The organism is Haloarchaeobius marinus, assembly GCF_051207415.1.
Classification (GTDB): domain Archaea; phylum Halobacteriota; class Halobacteria; order Halobacteriales; family Natrialbaceae; genus Haloarchaeobius.
In genome coordinates, this window is record NZ_JBPKGD010000001.1 from 1,107,084 (window position 1) to 1,131,796 (window position 24,713).

Consider the following 24,713-nt stretch of genomic DNA (forward strand, 5'->3'; position numbering starts at 1 on the left):
TGGACCGGTCGGGGGTGCCCGATGCCGTGGTCCCCACGGCTGGGCGAACGAATGGTCCGGAACGGAGACCGGACGCCTCCCGGCCGTGTCCGACGCGAACGGGCCGACCCGGGGACGGCCGTCGTCGCCCGGTTCGCACCGCCACACGACCACCAGACCCGATGCAGATCAGGTATGCAACACGAAAAACTCGCGCTCGTCGCCATCGTGCTGGCGGTGTTGCTCCCGATGTGGTTCGTCGCCATCCAGGGGGAGCCACCGTCCGAGGAGATCAGGATCGACCAGAGCGTCAGCGAGATACGACCCCTCGACGGGTTCGTCGACACCCCGAACAAGCTCTCGCCGAGCCAGGTCGGGGTCGTCGTCTGGGTCGCGCTGCTGGCGCTCGTCGGCGTCCTCTCGTTCTTCCACCGGTTCATGAACTACGCTGCCCGACCGGACGGGGACGCGGACTCGACCGCCGCCGACGGTGGGGCCACCGCGCCCGGCCTCTCGTGGTTCGAGACCGAAGACCGCTGGGTCGTCGAGTACGCCCCGGCGAGCGACGCGCTGGCAGGCCTCGTCGCCATGGGGGGACTGACCGTGCTGGCCATCGTCTTCGCCGCCCTGTTCACCGGCGAGTACCTGACCCTCGCCCGGACCCAGTACTTCGGCGTCTACGCCTTCGGCATGTTCATGTCCCTGACCGGACTGACGGTGTCGTACTACGCGTGGTTCATGCCACACGTCGAGGTGGCAGAACGGAGGGGGCACCGATGACCGGGTCGGACGGGGACCGCGAGTACCCGGACGGGAGCGACTCCGGGACGTGCCCATGCGAGTCGGCGGGCCGCGTCCAGCCGAGCATCTACCGACAGTTCTGGCGGGACGACCGGGCGGAACTGCAGCGGCGTGACTACGCGAAGGTGCTGGCGACCATCGGCGGTCTGACCGCCCTCGGTAGCCTCGCCGCCCCGCTTGCCGGGTTGACCCGGGTGTTCGAGCGAGGCTACGCCGGACCGGTGTACTCCGACGGCGTGGCGCTCGTCGACGCCGAGGGCGCGCGAATCCAGGAGGGGCGCCTGTCCGACGGCGAGTTGCTGACCGTGTTCCCGGAACCGCGGCCGGGCATCGCCGACGCGCCCACGTTGCTCGTCCGGTTCCCCGAGGACCAGTACGGCGAGGGGACGAACCTGGAGTTCACGGTCGGGGGGTACGCCGCCTACTCGAAGGTGTGTACCCACGCGGGGTGCATGGTCTCGGACCGGGACGGGAACACGGTGGTCTGCCCGTGTCACTCCGGGCGGTTCGACCCCCTCAGCGGCGCGCGCGTGACGGGCGGCCCGCCACCGCGACCACTCCCACAGCTCCCCGTCACCCTGTCGAGCGAGGGCTACCTCGTCGCCACGGGCGACTTCGTCGGGCCGGTCGGCCCGGGGGGTGAGTGATGAGTCGACTCGACCGCGTGTACGGCCTGCTCGACGAGCGCCTCGACCTGCAGAGCGCACAGTCGTTCCTCGGGAAGGCGTTCCCAGCGGAGGACTCGTTCCTGCTCGGCGAGGTCGCGCTCGTCTGTTTCGTCCTGCTGGTCCTGACGGGGACCTTCCTCGGGTTCTTCTTCGAGCCGAGCACCTCCGAGGTCGAGTACGAGGGGAGCGTCGCCGAGTACCAGGGCGAGGAACTCCCCGAGGCGTACGTGAGCGTCCTCAACATCACCTACGACGTCCCGTTCGGGATGCTGATACGGCGGCTCCACCACTGGGCGGCCCACCTGTTCGTCGCCTCGCTGGCGTTGCACATGCTGCGCGTCTTCTTCACCGGAGCCTACCGGAACCCCCGCGAGTTGAACTGGCTCGTCGGAACCGGACTGGCCGGTACCTCGATGTTCGCCGCCTACACCGGCTACGCGCTCCCGTTCGACGAGTTCGCGAGCACCGCCGCCGGCATCGGCTACAACGTCGCAATCTCCATCCCGCTGGTCGGCGACATGCTCGGCAAGATAGTCTTCGGTGGCCAGTTCCCGTCCAGCGCGACGATACCTCGGTTCTTCTTCCTGCACGTCTTCGTGTTACCCCTCGTCATCGCAGGGTTGATCGGCGTCCACATGCTCATCCTGGTGCGCCAGAAACACACCGAGGCACGGCGCGACGCCGACGTCCCCGGACGGACGGGCGTGCAGGCCGACGGGGTCGGGGAGGGTGGTGCCGGGGAGAACCCCCGTGCCACCGGGGTCGCCCCGGTCGACCGGGACGACGACAGCGTCGTCGTCGGCCTCCCGGCCGTCCCGAACCAGCTGGCGGTCAGCGCCGTCGTCTTCTTCCTCACGCTGGCGACGCTGTCGCTGCTGGCCGGCTTCCTGCCGGTCCACAACATCGCCGAGTACGGGCCGAACGACCCCGCGACGACCCCGTCGCTCATCATGCCCGACTGGTTCCTGATGTGGGGGTACGGCTTCCTGAAGCTGACCCCCTCGTGGATGAGTTTCGACCTGTTCGGGGTCCACTTCAGCTCCGAGTTCGTCGGTGGCCTCGTCATGCCGGGACTGGTGTTCGCGGCAGTCGCGGTCTGGCCGTTCGTCGACTACGAGTCGACGCAGGTCCACTTCAGCGCCGACCCCGTCGACAGGCCGTGGCAGACCGCCGTCGGCATCGCCGGCGTCGTGTTCATCATGGTCGCATCACTCGCGGGGATGGACGTCATCGTCGCCGACCTCCTCGGGACGAACACGGCCGTCATCCGGCCGTACCTCACGGCGGCGCTGCTGGTCGTCCCGGTCGCCGCCGGACTGGCGAGCTACGCCGTCCTCGGCGGCTTCGGCAGCGACGAGGACGAGTCGGACGTCGAACGGGACGCGGAACCCCCCGTCGAAGCGGGCGAGGAGCAGACCACGGACGAGGGAGGTGACGACGGATGACCGACACCCGCGGGCGGTTCACGTGTTCTCCCCGCCGGTACCGCTGGCTCGACCGGGCGACGAAACTGGCCGGTATCGCACTCATCGCCGGCGGCCTGGAGGTAGGCGGCGACACGGCAATCGGTATCGCACTCGCAGCACTCGGCGTCGCAGTCGGACTCGCGACCGTACTCATCGACAAACAATGAGCGACCAACGAGAGACCCACGACAGTACGAACGCCGACGGCCTCGACCTGGCCCGTCGGGACTTCCTGAAGGGACTTGGCGCAACGGCGACCGTCACGGGGGCGAGCAGCGTCCTCGGCGACGACCTGCTCCAGATGGACGGCCTCGAGGTCGTCGAGGACCCCATCGGTTCCTACCCCTACCGCGACTGGGAGGACCTCTACCGCGAGGAGTGGGACTGGGAGTCGCGCGCCCGGAGCACCCACAGCGTCAACTGCACCGGCAGTTGCTCGTGGGAGGTGTTCGTCCGCAACGGACAGGTCTGGCGCGAGGAACAGTCGAGCGACTACCCGCAGTTCGACGACCAGCTCCCGGACCCCAATCCCCGCGGGTGCCAGAAGGGGGCGTGCTACTCGGACTACGTCAACGCCGACCACCGGGTGCTCCACCCGATGCGGCGAACCGGCGAGCGCGGGGAGGGCAAGTGGCAGCGCATCTCCTGGGACGAGGCGCTGACCGAGATCGCAGAGCACGTCGTCGACGAGGTGACCGCGGGACGCTACGACGCGATCAGCGGGTTCACCCCCATCCCGGCGATGAGCCCGGTCAGTTTCGCCAGCGGGTCGCGGCTGCTCAACCTGCTGGGCGGCGTCTCGCACTCCTTCTACGACTGGTACTGCGACCTGCCGCCGGGCCAGCCGATAACCTGGGGCGTCCAGACGGACAACGCAGAGAGCGCCGACTGGTACAACGCCGACTACATCGTCGCCTGGGGGTCGAACATCAACGTCACGCGCATCCCCGACGCGAAGTACTTCCTCGAGGCGGCGTACGAGGGGACGAAGCGGGTCGGGGTGTTCACCGACTACTCCCAGACGGCCATCCACTGCGACGAGTGGCTCGGCCCGGACCCCGGCAGCGACACGGCGCTGGCGCTCGGGATGGCACGCACCATCGTCGACGAGGGCCTCCACGACGAGGCCCACCTCGAGGAGCAGACCGACATGCCGTTGCTCGTCCGCGAGGACACCGGGAAGTTCCTCCGGGCGGCCGACGTGGGCGAGTCGGGCGAGGGCGCAGAGAAGGTGTTCGTGATGGTCGACGGCGAGGGCGACCTGCGACTCGCGCCCGGGTCCCTCGGCAACCGCGCCGGAGAGTACGACCCCGACGCGAGCATCGAACTCGACTTCGACCCCCGCCTCGCCGTCGACCGGAGCGTCGAGACGGCAGACGGCACGGTGCGGGTCCGGTCCGTCTGGAACCGCCTCCGCGAGGAACTCGCGAACTACGGACCCGAGACCGTCCACGAGCAGACCGGCGTCGGCACCGAGACCTACCAGGAGGTCGCCCGGGAGTTCGCCCGCGCCGACCGGGCGAAGATCATCCACGGCAAGGGGGTCAACGACTGGTACCACAACGACCTGGGCAACCGCGCCGTCCAGTTGCTCGTGACCCTGACCGGCAACCTCGGCCGGCAGGGCACCGGACTGGACCACTACGTCGGCCAGGAGAAGATATGGACGTACCACGGCTGGCAACAGCTCTCGTTCCCGACCGGGAACGTCCGCGGCGTCCCGACGACGCTGTGGTCGTACTACCACGCCGGCTACCTCGACCGGGCCGAGGACCGGACCGCGGAGATGATACGGGAGTCCATCGACAGGGACTGGATGCCGGTCTACCCGGAGGAGCGCGAGGACGGCACCCGCCCGGACCCCTCGACGATGTTCGTCTGGCGCGGCAACTACCTGAACCAGGCGACGGGCCACCTCGCCATCAGGCAGAACCTCTGGCCGAAACTCGACCTGGTCGTCGACGTCAACTTCCGGATGGACACGACGGCGATGTACAGCGACATCGTCCTCCCGACCGCGAGCCACTACGAGAAGTACGACCTCTCGATGACGGACATGCACACCTTCGTGCACCCGTTCACGCCCGCGGTCGAACCGCTGGGGGAGGCCAAGACCGACTGGCAGATATTCCTCGAACTCGCGGCGAAGATACAGGAGGTGGCACGCGACCGAGACGTCGGTCCGGTCGCGGACCGCTCGTTCGACCGGGACATCGACCTCCAGTCGGTGTACGACGACTACGTCAGGGACTGGCTGACCGGGGAACCGGAGGCGCTCGTCGAGGACCGCGCCGCCTGCGAGTTCGTCCTCGACCACTCGGAGGAGTCGAACCCCACCGGGAGCGCCGAACAGATAACCTTCGACGACATCGAGGGCGTCGACGACGGCCAGCCGGAGCGATTCCTGGCCACGGGGGACCACTGGACCTCGCCCATCGAGGAGGGCGAGGCCTACACCCCGTGGAAGCGGTTCGTCCAGGACAAGGAGCCCTGGCCGACGTTCACCGGGCGCCAGCAGTACTACATCGACCACGACTGGTTCCTGGAACTCGGCGAGGAGTTGCCGACGCAGAAACCGCCGGAGAGCGACATGGACCCGGAGGAGTACCCGCTGCGCTACAACACGCCACACGGTCGCTGGTCCATCCACTCGACCTGGCGGGACAACGAGAAGATGCTGCGCCTGCACCGCGGGCAACCGGTCGTCTACCTCAACCCCGACGACATGGCAGCCCGCGGCATCGAGGACGGGGACACGGTCCGGGTGTTCAACGACCTCTCGGAGGTGGAGGCGATGGCGAAGCCGTACCCGAGCGGGGAACCGGGGACCGTTCGCCAGTACTTCGCCTGGGAGACGTTCCAGTACGAGAACCGGGAGAACTTCAACTCGCTCGTCCGGATGTACGCGAAGCCGACGCAACTCGTCCAGTACCCCGAGGACACCGGGGAGCACCTGTACTTCTTCCCGAACTACTGGGGACCGACGGGTGTCAACAGCGACGTCCGGGTCGAGGTGGAGAAGGTCGAGGACGGGGCATCGGATCGCACCGCCGCGGCGACCGGGGGTGACGACCGATGAGCCAGGCCGACGACGGCGACGAGGTCAGGCTCGCCGAGGGCATCGACCACCAGGTCGCGATGGTGATGGACCTGAACAAGTGCATCGGCTGTCAGACCTGCACCATCGCCTGCAAGACGAACTGGACGGACGGCGGCGGCCGCGAGTACATGTACTGGAACAACGTGGAGACGCGTCCCGGCGCGGGCTACCCCCGGGACTGGGAGGAGATGGGCGGTGGCTGGGACGACGAGGGCGAGCAACGCACGCCCGGCGACCTGCCCACGGAGGAGGACTACGGCCGGCCCTGGGACTTCAACCACCAGCAGATAATGTACGAGGGGAGCGACGAACCCCTCCGTCCGATGGACCAGGCCGAGTGGGGGCCGAACTGGGACGAGGACCAGGGCGCGGGCGAGTACCCCAACTCCTACTACTTCTACCTCCCGCGCATCTGCAACCACTGTACGCACCCGTCCTGCGTCGAGGCGTGCCCGCGGTCCGCGCTCTACAAGCGCGAGGAGGACGGCATCGTCCTCGTCGACCAGGACCGCTGTCGGGGCTACCGGTACTGCGTCGAGGGCTGTCCGTACAAGAAGGTGTACTACAACGCGATGAAGAAGACGTCCGAGAAGTGCATCTTCTGCTACCCGCGCATCGAGGGCGAGGGGCCGGACGGCGAGGTCCGACCGCCCTCGTGTGCGGCGGACTGCCCGCCACAGCTCAGGCTCGTCGGCTACCTCGACGACGAGGAGGGTCCCATCCACAAGCTGGTCAACGAGTACGAGGTGGCGGTGCGACTCCACCCCGAGTACCGGACCGAGCCGAACGTCTACTACATCCCGCCGTTCGCCCCACCACAGCACTCCGAGGAGGGTGAGTCCCTCGACTCCGAACGCATCCCCCGCACCTACCTGGAAGAGCTGTTCGGCCCGAAGGTCAACGAGGCGCTGAACACCATCGAGCGCGAGCGGAACAGGGTCGAACGGGGCGAGGAGAGCGAGGTGATGGAGATGCTGACGACGAAGGACACCGCCGACCAGTACCGGCTGGAGGTGTTCGATGACGAGTGACGACCTCGTCCTCGTCGGGGCCCTCGCGGTCGTCGTACTCGCGGCGACGGCGGTCGTCCCGGCGTTCGTGGACGCCCGTCCGGCCTACGAGATTCCCGTGAACTACGAGGTCGACGGCGAGACGCTGGAGCGCGTCGACGGCGAGGAGTGGGGCGAGGCCCCGGCCGCGACGATACCGGTCAGCAGTGCCGGCGCCGACGTCCCGGCGGCCGAGAACACGACCGTCGAACAGGTCACGGTGGAGGCCGTCCGGACGGACGACCGACTCTACCTGCGACTGACGTGGGCCGACCCGTCGCGGGACGTCTCGAACGACGAGATACGGACGTTCACCGACGCGGTCGCGGTGCAACTGCCCGTCAACGCGACCGCCCGGCCGCCCATCGCGATGGGGAGTCCGGACAACCTGGTCAACGTCTGGTACTGGGCGGCCGACGACAGGACCGAGGAGTTGCTCGCGGGCGGCGCGGGCACGACGACCGAGTACAGCGACCCGACCGTGCGGACGAACGCGACGTACGAGAACGACCGGTGGAAGGTCGTGTTCTCGCGACCGCTGGAGGGGTCGACCGCGAACCGGACGACGGTCCCGACCGACGAGGACATGGACGTCGCGTTCGCCGTCTGGAACGGCGGGAACATGGAGCGCTCCGGGCAGAAGGCGGCCAGCGAGTGGTACTACCTCGCCCTGGGGCCGGGACCGGCGGGACCGCCCTACGAACTCATCCTCTGGACGGTCGCCGGGGTGGCCATCGTCGTGACGACGCTGGTGACCATCGAGGGCGTCCGCAGAACGCGGGGTGGCTGAGCGTGGCGTCGCACGACCCCGATGGGGCGGCATCGCCGGCCGAACGGGAGCGCCTCGCCGGGGCCATCGACGTCGAGGCCGGTGCCCGGGGTGCGGTGTACGCGCTGGTCGCACGGACGTTCACCGAACCGGACGAGCGACTGTACCGGGCGCTCGACGCCGGCGACGTCGCCGACGAACTGACCGACCTCCTGGAACGGACGGGACTCGACGTCGCGCCGCCGGACCTCTCGGTCGCGGACGACCACGAGACGCTCTCGGCACGGTACAACGACCTGTTCGTCGTCGGCTACTCGGAGGTGGTCGACAAGACCGACGGGACCGTCGACAACTACGCACCCCCGGTGTCGCTGTACGAGACGGACTACAGACCGGAGGTGTCGTGGAACGACGTGAACCTCGACCTCGCCCGGGCGTACGAGCACTTCGGCTGTCAGGTCGACCAGGAGGTGCGTCGGAACCACGACCACGTCAGGCTCCAGCTGGAGTTCGTGGGCTACCTCTGTCGCCGGGAGGCGGCCGTCGACCCCGTGGTCGCCCGGGCGCGGCTGGACTTCCACGACCGCCACCTCCGGGTCGTCACCAGCGGGGTCGCGGATGCGCTCGAATCCGAACCCGGGACCGGACTCTACGGCGAACTCGCGAGCTTCCTCGACCGGTTCACGGCCGCCGACGTGGACGACCTCGACGCGCGACTGAACGGGGAGGGAGCGCCATGAGTACCGAACCCGCGACCACGGACGAGGAGCGAGACGGCGAGTACGCCGGCGACCCGTCCTCGACCCGGTTCCCGGACGCGCTCCGGGTCGACCGGGAGCGCGTCGTCGTGGCGACGGGGGGCGTCGCGTCGCTCGCCGTGGTGGGGACGACGGCGGTCCGGACGCTCTACAACCTCCCGTTCGACCCGGTCCCGGTGGCGCCGGGACTCCGGTCGGCCGTCGCCGGGACGACGCTGGTCGTGCTCGCGGCGTCCCTCGTCGCCCTCTCGGTGGCGACGGGCCGGTCGACCGTCAGGGTCGGCCTGCTGTTCGCGGGCGTCTTCGGCGTCCTCCCGGCGCTGGCCCGGGCGGCGACGTTGCCGGGGGCACTCGGGGTCGCCGCAGGCTCCGGGGTCGCACTCGCCGGGACGCTCGGCGTCCCGTCGTCGTACCGGGCCGCCCGGCGGGGCGCCGTCGCGCTCGCATTCGTCGCCGGCATCGCCGTCTCGCTCGGGGCAGCCATCGGCGTCGTCGACGCCGGACTGCGGAGCCTCGGCGGTCTGTTCGCCGTCGGGGCGCTCGTCGGCACCGGCGTCCGCATCGAGGGCGACCGCGTCGGGGTCGCCGCCGGCGTCCTCGCGTTCCTGGCGACGACGCTGGCGGTCGGTGCGAACCCCTACGTCGCCGGGAGCGCGCTGCTGGTCGCGTTCGCCGTCGTCGGCGTCCCCCACCTGCTCGTCGCCGCCGCGGCCGGGAGCTGCGTCGGCGTCGCCGTCGCGGGCGTTCGACGCGCCGAGTACGAGACGGCCGCCGGTGCCTGCATCCTGCTCGCCGCCGGCATCCCGGCGACGTTCCCCCGGGCGATGGCCGTCCTGCTCGGCGCGACGCTGGTCCTGTTCCCGGTCGAGACGCTGGCCGGTCCCGTCGGGACTGCCGGCGAGGAGGTGCCACCGTGAGGGACGAGGAGGAGGCGACCGACGGGCCGACGGACCCCCGGGTCCACCCGGAGGAGAGCCCGGGGTTCGGTGAGGAGCCGACGGGCCTGGAGGACATCGAGGTGAGCCGCGACGTGACCATCGGCGAGGCGTCCCAGCGCGAGTTACAGGCGACCGACCTCTCGCCGGTCGCGGACGACGACGTCGCCGAGAAGGTCGAGGCGCTCTGTGAGGGCGACGTCGTCGACCGGCGACGTGCGGCGCTCGCACTCGGGGACGAGGACCGAACCGAGGCGGTCCTCGACGCGCTGGTCCACGTCGGACTCACCGACGAAGACGCGGACGTCCGGCAGTTCGCCGTCGAGTCGCTCGGTAACCTCGGTGGCGACCGGGCCGGCGAGGCCGCCGCCGATACGACCGACGACCCGGACCCCTGGGTCCGGGCGGAGGCGGTCGTCGCCCTCGACCGCATCGACAGGCAGCGATACGAGTCACACGTCGAGGCCGCGCTCGGGGACGACCACCACGCGGTCCGTCGGAACGCCGCCGTCTCGCTGTTCAAACTGCGCGGCGAGGCGCTGCTCGACGTGTTGCTGGACCAGACCCGCGACGACAGCGAGCGCGTCCGGGAGTGGGCCGTCCACCTCCTCGCCGGCGTCGACGACGACCGCGCCGAACGGCGACTGTCCGAGGTGGCGAACGACGAGTCCGAACCGAAGGTCGTCCGCAGCACCGCCGCCCGGTCGCTCGAAGCCGACCCCGGGAAGTTCCGCAGACAGTTCACCGGCGGCACGGAGAACGCGAGCGCGTCGCTCCCCGGAGAGAGCCGACTCAACCGCCAGCCAGACCTCTGATACCCCACCCATGCCCACGGAGACACCAGACCCCGATACGGAATCGCACCCGGACGACGACCGATTGCAGGCCGACGTGGAGGCGGCCCTGCGGAACGTCCGCGACCCGGAGGCGGACGTGAACCTCTTCGAGGCGGGCCTCGTCGACGGCGTCCACGTGAGCGAGGGCCACGTCGTCGTCGAGGGCGACCTGGCCGACTTCCCGCCGCAGGAGGCCGAGGCCGTCACCGCGACCATGGTCCGGGCGGCCACGGACGTCGACGGGGTCGGCCACGCCCACGTCGAGCACGTCCAGTCCCGCCCGGACACCGGCGACCGGCGCGTCGGCATCACCGCCGCGGACCGCATCGTCGCGGTCGCGAGCGCGAAAGGCGGCGTCGGCAAGTCGACCGTCGCGACGTCCCTCGCCTGTGCCCTCGCCGCCGACGGGGCGTCGGTCGGCCTGTTCGACGCCGACATCCACGGTCCGAACGTGCCCGACCTGCTCTCGGTGAGCGGTCCGGTCCACTCCGACGACGACGGGAACCCAATCCCGGTCGACGCCGGGGGAATCGAGGTGATGAGCGTCGGCCTCCTGTCCTCCAGCGCGCCGCTGGCGTGGCGTGGCGCGATGGCCCACGACGCGCTCTCGGAACTGTTCGAGGAGACGGCCTGGGACGACCCCGACACCGTCGTCGTCGACCTGCCGCCCGGGACCGGCGACGTCGCGCTGACCACGCTGCAGGAGGTCCCGGTCCACGGCGTCGTGTTCGTCACGACCCCGTTCCACGCCGCAGTGTCGGACACGCACCGGTCGGTCCAGCTGTTCGAGGAGAACGACGTGCCGGTGCTCGGCGTCGTCTCGAACATGGGCGAGTTCGTCTGTGAGAACTGTGGGGAACCCCACGACCTGTTCGACGGGCCGGACCCGATCGACGCGCTCGACGTGCCCGTCCTCGCGGACCTCCCCTTCGACCCGGACCTGCAGTCGTCGCCCGGGGCGACGCCGGACGGCGTGTCGGCGCACGCACGGAACCTGGGGGCCGCCGTCCAGCGCCGCCTCGACGAGATATGGTCGGTCGACGTGCCCGACGGGGCCGTCGACCTCCGTGGCGTGTCCCCGGGCGACCGCCACGACCGCGTCAGGGAGGGGTTCGAGCAGGTCGACTCCGGGGAGGCGTTCTACGTCGTGAGCGACCGCGACCCGACGCCGGTCCGGGCGTTCCTGCTGGAACTGGCCCCTGACCGGTCGTTCGACACGTTCGAGGTGAAACGGCAGAACCCCGAGACGTGGATACTGCGGGCGGTCCTCGCCTGATGCGCTTCGTCGTCCCCGACCAGTCTCACTCGAAGTCGAAGTGTGGATTCCACGCGACCTCCCAGAGGAAGCCGTCGGGGTCCGAGAAGTACCCCGAGTAGCCGCCCCAGAAGGTCTCCTGTGCGGGTTTCACGACCGTAGCCCCTGCGGCCTCGGCTTCGTCGAGCACCCTGTCGACCGCTTCCGTCGAGTCGACGTTGTGCGCGAGCGTGAAGCCGCGAAAGCCGGACCCCTCCGGCGGGACCGTCGCGTCCTCGGCGAGCTCGTCCCACGGGAACAGGGCAAGCCACGTCCCGGACGTCTCGAAGAACACGACGTCTCCGTCGTCACCCCACTCGTACCTGGGCAATCCAAGCCCGTCCTCGTAGAACTCCCTGGCCGTCTCGAGGTCGTCGACACCGAGGGTGACGACGCTGATGTTCGGGTCCATACGACCGGTACGAAGACGTTCGTATTGACAGTTTCCGGAGCACGGTACTGACGTGTACGAAAGGGGGTCGCACGGCCACCAGTCGGCGACGGTTCGACACGGGGCCAGCAAGATTGATTCGTGCGTGGTCCGTGTTCCGTCACACCATGGCCCCCCGTGAGTACGACCTGCTCGAACTCGAGGCTGAGCAGCGGACCGTCTCGCTCCTCCCCGCATCGTTCGCCACAGAGAACGGTGCGGGCGTGTTGATGGAGTGGGTCTCGACTGCGACGGCCGAGAGCCCAGCGTGCCTGCGGGCGACGCTGACGAACCACAACGAGTTCCGGGCGAAGTTCCGGACGCGGTCGGTCCCCCCGTTCGACCGGGTCGCCCACTCCTTGCTACGAGACCACACGTCCTCTGAGTCGTCGATATACCTCGCACCGACGGCGAGCCATCCGCTCGTCGATGGGGAACCTGCGTACGAACGACGGCCGTCGGGCCACTGGGGCGCCACCCGGGTCCCGCCGAAACAGCCGTCGTCCATCTGGCTCGACCCGGAGGAGTCGGTCACTGGCGAGTACTACCTGCTCGGCGGGGTGGACAGCGAGCGCCTGCTGACCGGTCGGTACCGGTTCGCCAGTGGCGCGTCGAGAGGTGGGTTCTCACTCGCGGTCTGGGACACCGACCGGCCCGGACCCGTCGACGAACCACGGTTCGCAGGCCTTTCACTTCCCTCGTTGGTCGACTCTGTGAAGGGCCGGTTCCCCGGTTCGGTCTCGTGGTTCCACGACGCCGACGGGAAGACGGACGTCTACCTCGAACCGACCGCCGAGTCAGCGGAGATTCCGGGCCGCATCGACTTCACGCTGGTCAACCGCTCCGACCACTCCCTGGTCGGGAATCCGCTGTGCTGGTCGGTGCTCAAACGCCACGACGGGCGGTGGTTCCACGTCGCCCCGTCGGGGTTCCCACAACCCCGCCAAGCCCTGCCACCCGGTGAGACGAGAACGGACGCACTCCGCGTCTTCGCCGACGACCCCGTACCATGCGACGACGGCCACGACGTCGGCCATCTCGGCGGCGGGAGCTACGCGTTCACCGTCGGCAGCTACGACGGCACGGAGTACGCCGCCGCGTTCGACCTGCGTGGAGATGCCGTCGAGGTGACCCCGACGGACGCCGTCGAGATCGTCACACTGGATGAAGGTTCGCTCACGGCGCGGTCGACCCGGGGAGTCGACGACGGGACCCGCCTCTGGAGGTACACCATCTCGCGGGCCGACCGGCCGGAGGAGTCCGTGACCCGTCCGATCGCCGAGCAGGTGCTCAGACGGCAACCGCTCCGGGACGCGCTGGGACTCCTGCTCGACCACGACGTGGCGCGGGTCACCGTCGAGGAGTTCACCGACAGTCGCCCTCCGTTCGGTATCGGAGACGCGGAGTACGTCGAGTACGAGGGGACGTGCTACCGGATATCGACAGTGGCTGCCGACGATGCCGAGACCACTTGACTGCGAGAGAAGCGGTAGGGGTGGGATTCGAACCGCACGCGACCTCCGTTCACGAGGTCTCCGTCGTGGAGGGCACTCCCCCTGACCGCGACGGTACCCGTTCCATCGGGCGACCCTACCGCATCCGAAGCCACGTCTGGATACCCCATTGTTATCAGCCGGCTTCGGCCCTGGAATTAGTTATCTACCGTTCGATTTCTAACCGGTACCTTCCGGCTAACGTGCGCTTGGTGGTGGTTAACCCCGCTACGTCGGGGACCGGTCCTGCCCGCAACGTCGTGGAACGTTGTTGGACTCCGTCGAGGTTCGGCCGTGCTGTCCGAGCAGACAGGCCGAACGGGGAGCGGGTGACCCGACTCGCCAGTCGTGCCGCGTGCGCCGGCTGGGGAACCGTCGAGGTGGGTAGTCGACGCGATATCGCAAAACCACCAAAGTAAAAGATAGTATAGGAAGATGATAAATGTGGTCGTCCACGGTGTCGAACGACCGTCCACGACCGGTCGAGAGCGCCACTCTACAGTCGGCCAGTGACGGTGACCCAGAGACCTCCCCGGTCGACGAACCAGGGATGCAGGTCGTCGACGAGAGCGCCGGGGGGTACGCCGGTTCCGACCCGAACGACGTACGTACGACCCGGCGGTCTCACACGGACCAGGCGACTCGTCGGACTGGTATCGTGCAGCCACGAGAACCAGCAGGGAGAACCCGCACCGATTCTCGTCGAGGGTCCAGCCTCCTGCGAACCGCACGGCCCCGACCCTGGGTCCGGCGTTCGTTCGAGCACGACGACGGCTCGAATGCCTCCAGAAGTGTCTTTTTGATATAGAGATGCTGTAAGTAACTGCTTCCTTATGTTTCTCGTGGCGCTACGACGCTGGCCGACGAACTCGACGGGACGATCTCGGACGGAGTTTACATTCATAGGAGTGTAACAGACATCGCCGGGACGACGGTTACAGTCGTACGCCTGTAACAGTCCGGCGCCGACCCGAACGTCGGCGAGGAACCCCAATCGTCGCTCGAACGGTAGCTGACACGGTTTTCGCCGACCGGTCTCGTGGTCGCGTCGCCGGGGCGGGCCGGTCGGCTATCAGATGGGGTTGGTGAACTCGATCCTGGTGACGACGAGTTCGTACACTTCCATGTCCTCGAAGACGGCACCCCAGCCACCGATGGTGTACTGGCCGTCGTCCCGCTGGAGTTCGATCGTGGCGATACCTGCGAGCTGTTCGAGTGACGGCCGTTCTTCCTGGAGCGACCGGTCCGTGTATCGGATGTCGGTCACGCGCCCGGTGACGGTCCGCATCCGGTTCTCGTTGTTGTCCCAGCCGTGTGCGACGACGTGGACGTCGACGCCGTCACGCCAGAGGGTGACGAAGTCCTGGATGAACTCCTCGATGCTGATGTACGGGAGCGGGCCATCGTGGGCGGTGTATATCTGCTTCTGGACGGACCAGAGGCACGTCTGGAAGTACCAGTGGAAGATGAACGAGAGGATGTCGTCGTTGATGACGACGCCGTAGGGCTTGCGACTCCGGTCGTTCGGGGCGAAGAACGTGTGTCGGCGGTCGACGACCGCGAGGAACGGGCCGGGAATCCCGCACTCGCGGACCTCCAGCGCGACGCCGTCCAGCGACAGTTCGTCCCGGACGTCGGTCGACGGTGCGTCGCTGTAGACGGAGAGCCTGATGATGATGCCGTTCTCGTGCGCGTCGCGCAGCAGGGGGAGGAGGTCCTGGGCCTGTTCGAGCGTCGCCGCCAGTTCGATGGCGTGGTCGGCGTCCGAGAGCGACGCTCGCACTCGCTCGTAGATGGTGGACTGGTGTTTGACGACGCTCATCTGGTGGTCCTCCTCGTACGGTTCCTTCCAGCGGTTCTCTATCTCGTCGGCGGCGTCCAGCACCTCGCGATACGACCGGAGGTGGTTCAGGACGTTGACCGGGTCGCTCGGGCGTGCGTGCAGTTGTTCCCGGTCGATGGTCTCGACGTATCCCTTCTCCTCGAGGTCGTCCAGCACCTTGTATATCTGTGCGACGGGGACGGACGACCGCTCTGCGACGTCGACCGCCGGCGCGATTCCGAGGTCCAGGAGCGTGAGATAGGCGTCGGACTGGTACCTCGTCAACCCGGCCCGTTCGAGCGCTTCCCGCACTTCCTCTGTGTCCATGTGTCTGGAATGCAGACTGGCTACCATAGTCATTGTGCCTCCGAAACCGGCGATTTTGGCGAGGGCGAGCCAGCCATGATGCGGGATGTGGTAGTATTAAATTCCATAGTAGTTCGGGCGTTTCCGCAGTGAGGGAGCAGGTTGTTTCTGGGAGAATTTTCTATTTCGACCCATACAAGACATATAGTTGACTGATAGACGATGGGTGGACGAATCGAACCAGGACGGCCGTTCGGACACGGACACTCGTCCGTGTCGGGGACCGTGCGAGTCACGGCCCGGTGGACTACACGGGGAGAGTCCGGCGGAACGCGCGACCACTGCATTCTTTACAGCCCGCTACGAGCAATCGTCCATGTCGAAGACGTCGACGCTGGTGGACCTCGTCTGCGCGCAGCGCCAACAGATGAAGCTGGTACTCGCGGTCCTCATCGCGATGAGCCTCTTTCTCGGCCTCTCCGCACTGTTCGTGGGTCCGGGCGACGACGCGTTCCCCATCCTCCTGCTGGACGTCGTTCTCGTCGGGGCTGCGTTCGCCTTCTTCGGCGGGTCCTTCTGGTACTGTACGAAACGGGAGATGGAGGAGTAGAAGGGCGTCTGGCGGTCACTGGGGTGAGCCGCCAGCCCGGATCACCGGTTCTCGAGGTAGTCTGCGGTCGTCTCGGCGAGGGACCTGACGTTCTCGTCCTCGTCGTCGGCCGCGACCCGTCTGAGGTCTGCGACGGCAGCGTCGTCGCCGAGGTGACCGAGCGCCCGGACCGCGCGGGCGCGAACGAGTACGGTGTCGTGGCAGAGACACTCGCGGAGTCGCCGACTGGCCGGTGCGACGACGGCCGGGTCCGCTGTCGCCAGTTCGCCGAGGACGTCGACTCCCCCGCCGGCGACTTCGGGGTCGACGTCGTCGAGCAGGGGGACGACGGCGTCGACGGCGTCCGTCGCCGCCGCAGGGTCGTGCTCTGTGACGGCGACCACGACGTTCACGAGCGTCCGGCGGGCGCCGAGTCTGCGTCGCCGTTCGTCCAGCTGGTGTTCCCGTATCGTCCGACGGGTCACCCGGTCCGCCACCACGTCACCGACGTCGTCCGGCGTGGGCTCCGGTTCCGTCGTCCGAATCGCCTCGACCAGGTGCGTGACGTGGGGGGTGAGGCTGGCGGGGCGTGCCACGGCGAGCGTGCCGAGCAGTTCCGCCCCAGTGAGCTGGACGTCGACCATGTCGGTGTCGAGGACGCCGACGAGTGGCGTCAGGTGGCCGTCCAGGGCTGCTGGCTCGGATTCCGCGACGGTGTCGAGGACCGCGATAGAGCGCAGCGACGTGGCGACGGTTTCGTCGGCGGTGAGCGCTGCGACCGCGTCGATGAACGGTCGGACCGCATCGACGTCCGCGGTCGCGAGCGTCTCGCACACCGCGATCCCCCGCTGGCAGACCAGCGGGTTCTCGGACGATAGCGCGGCGTGGACCGCGTCCTCGTCGACCGCCTCTGGCGTGACCGATTCTGGCGAGACACCGGACAGTGGTTCCGACGCGTCCGTTCCCATGACAGACCGATGCGACCGCCGCTGTGAAATACGTATGGGTTCGTGCCACGTCGGTCCCGGTTCGTCCTCGACACCCAAGCAGCAGACTCGTCCTATCACAAACAGTTTTGTCGGTCTATCCGGAATGGACGGTGTATGCCTGCCGACGGTTCACGTGGGCTGTCTCGACGGTCGCTGGTCCGTGCCGCGCTCGCAATCGGTGGTGCGAGCGCGCTCGCGGCCTGCCAGGACGTCGAACGTGCCCAGGACGACAGTAGCGCGGACGAGACGACGACCGACCCCCCGGACTTCCCTCGCGGCGTCGAGGACCGGTCCGTCCTCCCCGACGGCCAGCACGTCTGGGACGACTATCTGGTGAACAGCGTCCACGGGACGACGACCCAGAGCCAGCACCAGTTGCTCCTCGGACTCGCGTACGTGGGGTCGATTCCCCCGACGGAGGCAGAACGGGCCCAGGTCGAGCGCGCGCTCGCCGGACTCGAACGGGCGTTCCAGTGGGGGAGCGGGCTCGATACCAGCGGAAGCGTCAACGACGGGTTGCTGTTCATGCTCGGCTACGCACCCCGCTACCTCGACCGGGTCGACGTCGACGTCGATGGCCTCCAGCCCCCCGAGGAGGTCCTCCGGGCCCTCGGCGAGGACCCGTCGCTGGCTGCCGACTTCGACGCACTCCTGCTGCTCGATAGCGACTACGCGTCCATCCTGCTGGCGGCCGAGCAGGCCCTGTTCGGCGAGAAAGAGACGCTCAACGGGATCGAGGTGGCGGACCGGCTAACTGGCGTGTTCGAGGTCGTGGCGCGCCGGACCGGCGTCCTCGGCAAGGGTCGGCCGGCAGCGGAACTCGACAACGAGGACATCCCCGAGGACGCCCCGCTGTCGATGGGATTCCGGGCCGGGTTCGACAACAGTCTCCCGTCGGAGGACGTCGCGACGCTGTCGACGGGACCGTTCGCAGGCGGGACGACGCTGGCCGTGTCACGCATCACGACCCGTCTGGACGACTGGTACGACCAGCCCCACCGACGGCGACTGAAGGAGATGTACTGTCCCGCCCACGAGTACGAGGACGTCGGCGACGTTGGCGACAGGATGGGGGACCACAGCGGCATCACCGAGGAAGACGTCCAGAACATCGACGACCTGGCGGCCGAACACGGCATCGTCGGACACGCCCAGAAGGTCGCGTCGGCACGGTCCGGGGACTTCGAACCACAGATTCTCCGCAGGTCCGAGGGCGTCGCGACCGACGAGGTCGACGGTTCGTCGTTCAACTTCTCCTCGGTCCAGACGGACACCCGGAAGTTCGTCGCGGTGCGGAACGCGATGGACGTCGACGAGTACGACCTCGACGTACCTGCGGACCGACACGGCATCGTCGACTACCTCGGCACCCGTTCGCGGAGCACCTACCTCGTCCCGCCGCGGGCGACGAGAGCCCTCCCCAGCAACCGATGACCCCGTCGATTGCAGTTCGTTCGCGGTCGTCGTGGCTCGCGGTTCGGACGCTGGTCGTGGCGGCGTTGCTCCTCGCGAGTGCGGGGTGTGCGGGGATGGGTTCCCCTCCGACTGCGCCCGACCCGACCATCGACTTCCGGGACCGGAGCGACACGGCCGGCCTCGAGTACCGGACGGACGGGGGCGGTGCGGGGAACGGGAACGACGGCGTGTACGTCGTGGACTACGACCGCGACGGCTGGCAGGACGTGCTGGCCGTCGGCGGAGACGCGCCGGTACTGTTCAGGAACGACGGCGGCCAGTTCGGTCGCGCCAGGACGTTCTCGGCAGTCGGCGACTCCGTCAAGAGCGCGCTCTTCTTCGACGCCGACGGCGACGGCTGGGAGGACCTGCTGTTGCTTCGACCGCACGACGAACCGGTCCTCTATCACAACGACGGGGGCCAGTTCGAGCGGTCCGGGACCGACTTCGGGACGCTCGCCTACCCGATGGGCGCGACCGCTGCCGACTACGACCGGGACGGTGACCTCGACCTGCTGGTCTACCAGTCGGGCGACTGGGCGAACGGCAAGCCGGAGGGCTACTTCAGCCTCTACGAGGTCGTCGAGGAGGACAACGGCCACCCGAACGTCCTCTACGAGAACACCGGGGACGGCTTCGAGCGCGTCGAGGATTCCACCCTGAGTGACTCGCGGCGCTGGAGTCTCGCCGCGAGTTTCGTGGACCTCACCGGCGACGGCCTCCCGGACGTCCACGTCGCGAACGACTACAACACCGACGTCGTGTACGTCAACGACGGGGACGGGACGTTCGAGGAGCGACCGTTGCGGGGCAACACGTCGCGGAACGGGATGGCCTCGGAGGTGGTCGACGTGAACGGCGACGGGGCACAGGACGTGTTCACGACGAACATCTACCTCCCGCTCGACGAGGTCGAGGACGACGAACGCCACGAGCGACTCCGACTCCTGTTCGGGAACGTCATCCAGTCCGGTCGGACGAAGGGGAACACGCTCATGGTCAACGACGGGACCGGAAATCTCAGCGACCGGGCGGTCGGCCTCGGCGTCCGGCAGGGTGGCTGGGGCTGGGCCGCGAGCGCGACCGACCTCGACAACGACGGCGACCGCGACCTGATCCACGCGACGCAGTACGTCGCCCGCATCGACCGTGACGACCCGCACTACACCTACCCGATGCTGTTCGAGCGCGACGGAGCGAGGTTCAGGACGCTCGATGCCAGCGCCCGCAACCTGAGCGAACACGACGGTCGCGGACTGGTGACGCTCGACTACGACCGGGACGGCGACCGCGACGTCGTCGTGGCCCCCTACGACGGCGACGTGAGACTCTACGAGAACGTGGGTGCTACTGCGAACAGCATCGCGTTCCGGGTGGTCGACGTGCGGGGGGCCACGGTGTACGGCGCCGAGGTCACCGTCTCGACGGCCAGTCGGTCGACGGTCGTCCAGCAGACGGTCCGGTCCGACTTCCTCTCTCAGGAGAGTCGGGTCTCCCACCTCGGCCTGGGGAGCCACGACCGGGTCGACCTGACCGTGACGTTCCCCGACGGAACCACCCGGACGTTCGAGGACGTCGACGCGAACCAGCGCGTCAGGCTATCGAGGGACGGAATCGAATCGGTCGGGCGGTGGGACGAGGACGACGAACGTGCGACCCGGACGGGGTCCGATGCCGGGGACGACGGTGCCGCCGGGGTCGTTTCAGAGACACGAAGATATTTAACAGATACCCTGGTCTACGTAAATCATGCAGCCCGATTCAGCGGTGGAACCGTATAGACGGCCGTCACTACCGGTCGAGGAACGGGTCGACGACCTCCTCGACCGACTCTCGACGGCACAGAAGGCAGGACAGGTCGTGGGCACCTGGGCCGGGAAACTCGGCGAGACGAACGACCTCGACGACGTCAAGCGCGCGATTCGGGAACACCACGTCGGTGTCGCGGCCCTGTTCGGGTGGGCGGGCGCGTACGCGACGGGTCTCGACGAGGCCGTCGAGGCGGCCACAGAAGTCCAGCAGTACGCCGTAGAGGAGACGGAACTCGGCATCCCCCTCCTGTTGAACGTGGACGCCATCCACGGCAACGCCTACGTCGCCGGGGCGACGGTCTTCCCGAACGGACTCGGCGCGGCAGCCACGTGGGACCCAGACCTCGTGGAGACGGGTGCCGAGGTCACCGCCGTGGAGACGCGACGGGTCGGGGCACACCAGAACTACTCGCCGTCGTGCGACGTGGCCCGGGACCCGCGCTGGGGCCGTGTGTTCGAGACGTTCGGCGAGAGCCCGCGCCTGTGTGCGGCGATGTCTGCAGCGAAGGTGCGTGGGTACCAGGGCGACGGCATCGCCGACCCGGACGCCGTCGTCGCCACCGCGAAGCACTTCCCGGCCTACAGCGAACCGGAGCGCGGCGAGGACGCGTCCCCGGTCGACGTCTCCGAGTACAAGCTCAGGAACGTGTTCCTCCCGCCGTTCGAGGCCGCCCTCGACGCGGGCGCGGAATCGGTCATGCCGTCGTACAACTCCATCGGCGGTGAACCGATACACGGGTCGACCACGTACCTCGACGCACTCCTCCGCGAGGAGTACGGCTTCGAGGGCCACGTCGTCTCCGACTGGGGCGGCGTCGAACACCTGAACGAGGACCACCGCACCGCGTCCGACCGTCGTGACGGCGTTCGGCAGTCGCGCGTCGCCGGACTCGACGTCGAGTCGGTGGGCCACGTCGAGGCCGTCGAGCACCTCGTGGACCTCGTAGAGACCGGTGACCTCGACGAGGCGACGCTGGACGCGAGCGTCCGGCGGGTCCTCCGACTCAAGTTCGAACTCGGGTTGTTCGAAGACCCCACGGTCGACCTGCAGACGGCACGGGAGACGCTCGGGAAGACCGCCCATCGCGAGACTGCCCGTGAGACGGCCCGTGAAGCGATGACGCTGCTGAAGAACGACTCCCTGCTCCCGCTCTCGGGTGACGAGGACGTGTTCCTCGGTGGCCCGAACGCCGACGACCTCGTCGCGCTCCTCGGCGGGTGGAGCGTCGACGACCCCACCGACGTCCCCGGACAGACCATCCGTTCGGCCCTTCGCGCTCGCCTCGACGGCACCCTCACCTACGAGCAGGGGACGTCGCACACCGAGCCGCTGGACGTCGATTCGGCCGTCGGGAAGGCCGCCGCTGCGGACGTCGCGGTGCTCGCGCTCGGCGAGGGATGGTACATCCACGAGTTCGGGCCCATAGAGATCGCCGGCGTAGAGACCGGCGACTGGCCGACCCGGTCGGAACTCCGCCTCCCGTCGGCCCAGCGGGAACTCGTCCAGCGCGTTCACGCGACAGGAACGCCCGTCGTCGGCGTTCTCGTGACCGGTCGGCCCCTCATCGTCGACTGGCTGGCCGACAACGTCCCGTCGATCCTCATGGCCTACTATCCCGGGAGCGAAGGCGGCGTGGCCATCGCGGAGACGCTCCTCGGGGAGAACGACCCGAGTGGCAGACTCCCCATCTCGATTCCGCGGTCGATGGGTGACATCCCGCAGACCCACGACGCCCTCGCACACCCCTATCCGATCGGCGCCGACGAGCACCCGGACTCGTACGACCCGCTGTACGCGTTCGGTCACGGCCTGAGCTACACGTCGTTCGAGTACGACGACGTACGGGTCACGTCCGATTCCGTTTCCCGCGACGACACCGTCGACGTGACGGTCTCCCTCTCGAACAGTGGTGACAGAGCCGGCACGGAGACGATACAGGTGTACACCCGCCCGGAGACGAGTGCCCGCGTCCGGCCGGAACGGACCCTGGTCGGGTTCGACCGGGTGACGCTCGACGCGGGCGAGTCGGTCGACCGGACGGTCTCCGTCCCCGCGTCCGCGTTCGGCTACTATCGGCCACCGGACGGACACGTCGTCGAATCCGGAACGTATCACGTGTACGTCGACGGGTCCGAAACGACCGTCACCATCGACGGGACGACCGAGTGACCGGGACGCTGTCCGACGACCCCACCACGACTGCACGTCGAGTGCGCTGACGGGCGAGTCCCGCGTCGTTCGACCACGAGACGGCGTCTCTGGTGGGACACGCACGCCGGTGCCGTTTCGCTGAAGACCTGTGGCGACCAGGAACTGTTCGTCCACTTCCAAAATCTTTATAAAGTGTTGTGTTGTCGGTTCCGATGTTATGTCAGCTGATAGCAAGCCGTCTGACTACGAGGACGTACTCAGCCGCCGGAAGATGCTCGCGGCTGCGGGCGCGTCTGGAATCGCAGCACTCGCAGGGTGCTCCACCGACGGGAGCGACCCCGCCGACACCGACACCGAACCTGGCACCGGGGACGGCGATGTCCACGACGCCACGTTCGTCAACGCCTACAACGGGAATCCCGCCGACCTGCACTTCAACTCCTACGCCGACCAGAACTACGGCTGGCCTGCCGGGCGGGCGGTGTTCGCGCCGTTCCTGAAGTACTCGTTCACCGAGGGCGAGTTCCTGCTCGGCGCACTCGACGACCTGCAGGTCGACGGGCAGGAGGTCACCCTCACGTTCCGGGAGGACCTGCAGTGGGACAACGGTGACGACTGGACGACCGACGACCTCGAGGTACAACTCGAACTCGCGAAGAAGACCGGCAGTTCGCTCTGGGGGTACCTCGACAGCTACGAGATAGTCGACGAGAAGACGGCACGGCTGCAACTCGCCGGTGCCACGAACCCGCAGATCATCAAGTTCGAGCTCACGAACTTCTTCGTCGACACGAAGAAGGAGACGCACGAACAGTGGCTCGACAAGCCGGCAGCGGAACTCCTCCAGTGGGCGTGGGAGGACCCTGTCGCGAGTGGGATGTTCTCGTTCGCCAACAAGGACAACCAGGCGTTCGAGCTGGAGCGAAACGACTCGTTCTACAAGTCGGACAACGTCAACTTCGAGACGTACCTCATCGAGAGTTACGGCGGGAACAACGCCCAGCACCAGGCGCTCCTCACCGGGGAACAGGTCGACGCGGCAGTGAGCCTGTTCACCCCGCCCCAGACCGCCGACCAGTTCGCGGACAACGTCAGCGAGGTCCGACTCCCGGCCAAGTGGGGCTACGGGATGGTCTTCAACCACGCCGACGAGGACTTCGGCAAGCGCGAGGTCCGCCAGGCGATGGCACACGTCCTCAACAGGCAGGAACTCGTCGACAACGCCGGGCCGCGGACGAAGTTCCCCGCACCGATTCCCTGTGGCATCGCGCCCCAGGACCAGGAGCGCTGGCTCGGTGACTGGTACGACGACTTCGAGACGTACGGTGTGGATTCGAGCCAGACCGACCAGGCCGCCGCGTTGCTCGAATCGGCCGGCTACACGAAATCGGGCGGCACCTGGACGGACGCGGACGGCAACACGCTCGGCGGGAACTACTACTCGCCCGCTGGCTGGACGGACTGGACCACCCTCACCCAGACGGTCGTCAGCCAGTTGAACGACTTCGGGTTCGACTTCTCGGTCACCACGAAACCGACGAACGACTGGTTCGGCCAGTACTCCAACAGCAACTTCAAGGTGGGCTGTTTCTACTGGCTCCCCGGCGGAGCGCGGTCTGCGTTCCCGTACTTCCCGCTTCACTACCAGCTGATGGGGACCGACATCGGTGGCGGACACGGCTACCGCGAGACGGCCGAGTCCGAACAGACCGTCCCCGGTCGAGACGGCGGCGAGATGACGCTCAACCCGCTGGAAGTGACCGAGCAAATCGCCCAGCAACCGTCCGACGACGAGGCACAGCAGTACGTCCAGCGGTCGGCGTGGTACAACCACATCGACCTCCCGTTCCTGGGCCTGGTCGGGAAGTTCGACCAGTCCTGGGTGACGACCGACGACTGGACGACGGCGCCGTCGGACACCGCGAACTACGGGGTCAAGTGGCCGCAGAACTGGTGGATCCACGAGGGCGACCTGCAGTACAGGGGATAACGTTACTACTGTGAACGACAG

Annotated in this window: 20 protein-coding genes; 17 read left to right on the forward strand and 3 right to left on the reverse strand. The window is 68.0% G+C overall.

Going from position 1 to position 24,713, the window contains the following annotated elements; all coding sequences use genetic code 11:
- Positions 1-174 precede the first annotated feature (174 nt).
- From ACSC1W_RS05545 to ACSC1W_RS05595, 11 genes are read left to right on the forward strand one after another with little or no spacing between them, the layout of a single operon-like run.
- Positions 175-759 carry a hypothetical protein gene (locus tag ACSC1W_RS05545; protein ID WP_435345882.1) on the forward strand — a complete coding sequence of 195 codons (585 nt, stop codon included), beginning with the start codon at positions 175-177 and terminating at the stop codon, positions 757-759.
- Positions 756-1,427: a QcrA and Rieske domain-containing protein gene (locus ACSC1W_RS05550; protein ID WP_435345884.1), complete on the forward strand. Its 672-nt coding sequence runs from the start codon at positions 756-758 to the stop codon at positions 1,425-1,427. The genes ACSC1W_RS05545 and ACSC1W_RS05550 overlap by 4 nt, the downstream gene beginning before the upstream one ends.
- Positions 1,427-2,893, forward strand: coding sequence for a cytochrome b (locus tag ACSC1W_RS05555; RefSeq protein ID WP_435345885.1), 1,467 nt, complete (start codon positions 1,427-1,429; stop codon positions 2,891-2,893). Before ACSC1W_RS05550 ends, ACSC1W_RS05555 begins: the two co-directional genes overlap by 1 nt.
- Positions 2,890-3,081: a DUF8120 family protein gene (locus tag ACSC1W_RS05560; RefSeq protein WP_435345886.1), complete on the forward strand. Its 192-nt coding sequence runs from the start codon at positions 2,890-2,892 to the stop codon at positions 3,079-3,081. The genes ACSC1W_RS05555 and ACSC1W_RS05560 overlap by 4 nt, the downstream gene beginning before the upstream one ends.
- A complete protein-coding gene (narG, locus tag ACSC1W_RS05565) occupies positions 3,078-5,993 on the forward strand; it encodes a nitrate reductase subunit alpha (RefSeq protein WP_435345888.1) in 2,916 nt (971 codons plus the stop codon). The genes ACSC1W_RS05560 and narG overlap by 4 nt, the downstream gene beginning before the upstream one ends.
- Positions 5,990-7,045: a nitrate reductase subunit beta gene (gene narH / locus ACSC1W_RS05570; protein WP_435345890.1), complete on the forward strand. Its 1,056-nt coding sequence runs from the start codon at positions 5,990-5,992 to the stop codon at positions 7,043-7,045. Before narG ends, narH begins: the two co-directional genes overlap by 4 nt.
- Entirely contained in the window at positions 7,035-7,853 is an 819-nt protein-coding gene (locus tag ACSC1W_RS05575; RefSeq protein ID WP_435345892.1) for an ethylbenzene dehydrogenase-related protein, read from the forward strand. Before narH ends, ACSC1W_RS05575 begins: the two co-directional genes overlap by 11 nt.
- A 2-nt stretch (positions 7,854-7,855) precedes the next feature.
- Complete coding sequence (locus ACSC1W_RS05580) at positions 7,856-8,572, forward strand: molecular chaperone TorD family protein (RefSeq protein WP_435345893.1); 717 nt, start codon at positions 7,856-7,858, stop codon at positions 8,570-8,572.
- Positions 8,569-9,507 carry a DUF8068 family protein gene (locus ACSC1W_RS05585; RefSeq protein WP_435345895.1) on the forward strand — a complete coding sequence of 313 codons (939 nt, stop codon included), beginning with the start codon at positions 8,569-8,571 and terminating at the stop codon, positions 9,505-9,507. The genes ACSC1W_RS05580 and ACSC1W_RS05585 overlap by 4 nt, the downstream gene beginning before the upstream one ends.
- The gene (locus tag ACSC1W_RS05590; RefSeq protein ID WP_435345897.1) at positions 9,504-10,340 is read left to right on the forward strand and encodes a HEAT repeat domain-containing protein; all 837 of its coding nucleotides are present in this window, start codon (positions 9,504-9,506) and stop codon (positions 10,338-10,340) included. Before ACSC1W_RS05585 ends, ACSC1W_RS05590 begins: the two co-directional genes overlap by 4 nt.
- 10 nt (positions 10,341-10,350) lie before the next feature.
- Complete coding sequence (locus ACSC1W_RS05595) at positions 10,351-11,637, forward strand: P-loop NTPase (RefSeq protein WP_435345899.1); 1,287 nt, start codon at positions 10,351-10,353, stop codon at positions 11,635-11,637.
- 25 nt (positions 11,638-11,662) lie between these two features.
- Here ACSC1W_RS05595 and ACSC1W_RS05600 read toward each other — a convergent pair whose 3' ends face one another.
- On the reverse strand, positions 11,663-12,067 hold the full coding sequence (locus tag ACSC1W_RS05600; RefSeq protein ID WP_435345900.1) for a VOC family protein: 405 nt from the start codon (positions 12,065-12,067) through the stop codon (positions 11,663-11,665).
- A gap of 146 nt (positions 12,068-12,213) precedes the next feature.
- On the opposite strand from ACSC1W_RS05600, the gene ACSC1W_RS05605 reads away from it, so the two are divergent.
- Positions 12,214-13,560 carry a hypothetical protein gene (locus ACSC1W_RS05605; RefSeq protein ID WP_435345901.1) on the forward strand — a complete coding sequence of 449 codons (1,347 nt, stop codon included), beginning with the start codon at positions 12,214-12,216 and terminating at the stop codon, positions 13,558-13,560.
- Positions 13,561-14,650: 1,090 nt separating this feature from the next.
- Here ACSC1W_RS05605 and ACSC1W_RS05610 read toward each other — a convergent pair.
- A complete protein-coding gene (locus ACSC1W_RS05610) occupies positions 14,651-15,727 on the reverse strand; it encodes a TrmB family transcriptional regulator (protein ID WP_435345902.1) in 1,077 nt (358 codons plus the stop codon).
- Positions 15,728-16,082: 355 nt separating this feature from the next.
- Here ACSC1W_RS05610 and ACSC1W_RS05615 point away from each other — a divergent pair, with 355 nt between their 5' ends.
- Positions 16,083-16,316, forward strand: a complete 234-nt coding sequence (locus tag ACSC1W_RS05615; protein ID WP_435345904.1) for a hypothetical protein — start codon at positions 16,083-16,085, stop codon at positions 16,314-16,316.
- A gap of 41 nt (positions 16,317-16,357) precedes the next feature.
- On the opposite strand, the gene ACSC1W_RS05620 is transcribed toward ACSC1W_RS05615, so the two are convergent.
- On the reverse strand, positions 16,358-17,263 hold the full coding sequence (locus ACSC1W_RS05620; RefSeq protein ID WP_435345905.1) for a HEAT repeat domain-containing protein: 906 nt from the start codon (positions 17,261-17,263) through the stop codon (positions 16,358-16,360).
- A 135-nt stretch (positions 17,264-17,398) separates the two neighbouring features.
- On the opposite strand from ACSC1W_RS05620, the gene ACSC1W_RS05625 reads away from it, so the two are divergent.
- The 4 genes from ACSC1W_RS05625 (at position 17,399) to ACSC1W_RS05640 (ending at position 24,692) form a co-directional block, all read left to right on the forward strand.
- On the forward strand, positions 17,399-18,718 hold the full coding sequence (locus ACSC1W_RS05625; protein ID WP_435345907.1) for a DUF7405 family protein: 1,320 nt from the start codon (positions 17,399-17,401) through the stop codon (positions 18,716-18,718).
- A 56-nt stretch (positions 18,719-18,774) separates the two neighbouring features.
- Complete coding sequence (locus tag ACSC1W_RS05630; protein WP_435345909.1) at positions 18,775-20,520, forward strand: CRTAC1 family protein; 1,746 nt, start codon at positions 18,775-18,777, stop codon at positions 20,518-20,520.
- Positions 20,489-22,720, forward strand: coding sequence for a glycoside hydrolase family 3 N-terminal domain-containing protein (locus ACSC1W_RS05635; RefSeq protein ID WP_435345910.1), 2,232 nt, complete (start codon positions 20,489-20,491; stop codon positions 22,718-22,720). Before ACSC1W_RS05630 ends, ACSC1W_RS05635 begins: the two co-directional genes overlap by 32 nt.
- Positions 22,721-22,919: 199 nt before the next feature.
- Positions 22,920-24,692: an ABC transporter substrate-binding protein gene (locus ACSC1W_RS05640; RefSeq protein ID WP_435345911.1), complete on the forward strand. Its 1,773-nt coding sequence runs from the start codon at positions 22,920-22,922 to the stop codon at positions 24,690-24,692.
- The last annotated feature ends 21 nt before the right edge of the window (positions 24,693-24,713 follow it).